Below are 2,117 nucleotides of genomic sequence, written 5' to 3'. Positions count from 1 at the left end.
CTGCCCGGCGATCCGGCGCGGGTGCCGGGACGGCCGGTGCCCGGCGGCCCGCCGCAGGGCGCCGGGGGCGGCAACTCGCCCTGGTGGTCCGATGCGCTGGCCGACCCGTGGCGGGACCCGTACGCGCCCGCCGCCGTGGTGGTTCCCGCGCCCGCCCCGACCGGCCCCGACACCGACCCCGAGCCGGTGGTCGACCCGGACGCGCCGCACCGGCCGGGCGTACGGCAGGTGGTGCTGATCTCGCTGATCACCGCCCTGCTCGCCGGCTCGCTGGGCAGCGCCCTGACATACGCGCTGCTGCGCGGCGGAGGCAACCTGCCCACCCTCGGCGCGCAGTCGGGGCAGGCCCCGGCGCTCGCCCAGCGCAAGCCGGACTCCCTGGCCGGGGTCGCGGAGAAGGTGCTGCCCAGCGTCGTGACCGTCCGGGTGGCCAGCCTCGGCGGCACCAGCGAGGGCTCCGGCTTCGTGGTCAGCGCCGACGGGCACATCATCACCAACGATCACGTGGTCGCCGACGGCCCCGGGAAGGCCACGGTGATCTTCAACGACGGAAGCACCGCGCCGGGCACGGTGGTCGGGCAGGACCCGGAGTCGGACATCGCGGTGATCAAGGTGGCGAAGTCGGGATTGAAGCCGGTGGAGTTCGGCGATTCGGACGCGCTGGCGGTCGGCGACCCGGTGCTCGCCGTCGGCTCCCCGCTCTCCCTGGCCAACACGGTCACCGCCGGCATCGTCAGCGCCCTGGACCGCACCATGCAGGCCGGCGAGCCGGGCGGACCCACCCGCTACTACGCGGCGATCCAGACCGACGCGGCGGTCAACCACGGCAACTCCGGCGGCCCGCTGGTCGACGGCGCCGGGCGGGTGGTCGGGGTGAACTCGACGATCAAGTCGCTGGTCGCCGACGGGCAGGAGGCGGGCAACATCGGGTTGGCCTTCGCCATCCCGATCAACCAGGCGAAGCGGGTGACCGAGGACATCATCGGCACCGGGAAGGCCCGCCGTACGGTGATCGGCGCCCAGGTGGGCGGCACCGCCGTGGCGCCGGGCGCCGGCGTACGCCTCAACGCGGTGGAGCCCGCCGGCCCGGCGGCCGCGGCCGGGTTGAAGACCGGTGACGTGGTGCTGCGGCTGAACGGGCACCCGCTCACCGAGCCCATCGACCTGGTGGCGCTGGTCCGCAAGTACGCACCGGGCTCGGTGGTGACGGTCGAGTACCGGCGCGGGTCGGCCAGGCAGAGCACGTCGGTGACGCTCGCCGCAGACGCGAAGTGAGCAGCCCTCACCCCCTCCCGGACACCCCCACGACGTGCGTAGTCTTGCCCTGACACGGACGAGGAGGCCGGTGTGTTCGAGAACCTCAACTGGTGGGAGATCGGCGCGCTGCTGATGCTGGCGCTGCTGATCTTCGGCGACCGGCTGCCCGTAGTGATCAATGACGGCCTCCGGATGATCCGGAACCTGCGCAACATGGCCCGGAACGCCACCGGTGACCTCAGCCGCGAGCTGGGCACCGACATCCAGCTGGAGGACCTGCACCCGAAGGCGTTCATCCGGAAGCACCTGCTCAGCGAGGAGGACGAGCAGGCCATCCGGAAGCCGTTGCAGAGCATGTACGACAACATCCGCTCCGACGTCAGCGGCGTGCACGACGAGCTCAAGGACGTTGCCAAGGCGGCCGACCTGCGTACCAACGGCACCCGCCCGGCGACCGCGACCGGCGGTGCCGCCGCCCCGGCCCCCCGCCCCAGCTACGACGACGCCACCTGATCCCCGGCCCTCGCAGGACCCTCTCCCGGCCTGGCCCCGGCGCGCCCCCGCCCGCACCCGCGGCCGTGACCAGGACGAGCTGGGCCGGGGCGAGGTCCAGCCTGCGGCAAGCCGCGGCGCCGGCGTCCCGCCGCGGAAGGTGCGGTGCGCGGTGGACGCCGGGCGTGACCTCACCGCCGTGGGCGGCGGCCGGCTGCGCGAAGGGCCGCCGGGAAGCGGCTGGGCCGTGTGCTGAGGGCGTGCCACCGCTCGCTCGACGGCCGGTTGTCGGGAGGCGGGGTAGGGGCGGTTAGGGCGTGGGCGTGGCTTGAGGTGCGGCGGCGGTGCCCGGCGCTTGACGCGCGGCG

General features: G+C 74.4%; 2 protein-coding genes. Both read left to right on the top strand.

The window, feature by feature from the left end; genetic code table 11:
• Positions 1 to 1,275, top strand: a complete 1,275-nt coding sequence (locus LQ51_RS05825) for a S1C family serine protease (protein ID WP_082159287.1) — start codon at positions 1 to 3, stop codon at positions 1,273 to 1,275.
• 72 nt (positions 1,276 to 1,347) lie between these two features.
• Positions 1,348 to 1,770, top strand: coding sequence for a Sec-independent protein translocase family protein (locus LQ51_RS05820; protein ID WP_046563631.1), 423 nt, complete (start codon positions 1,348 to 1,350; stop codon positions 1,768 to 1,770).
• Positions 1,771 to 2,117: the final 347 nt, after the last annotated feature.

It is taken from the genome of Micromonospora sp. HK10 (genome assembly GCF_000982955.1).
Lineage (GTDB): Bacteria > Actinomycetota > Actinomycetes > Mycobacteriales > Micromonosporaceae > Micromonospora.
The sequence above is the reverse complement of the archived record's forward strand: the minus strand, read 5'-3'. Positions and strand labels throughout refer to the sequence as shown.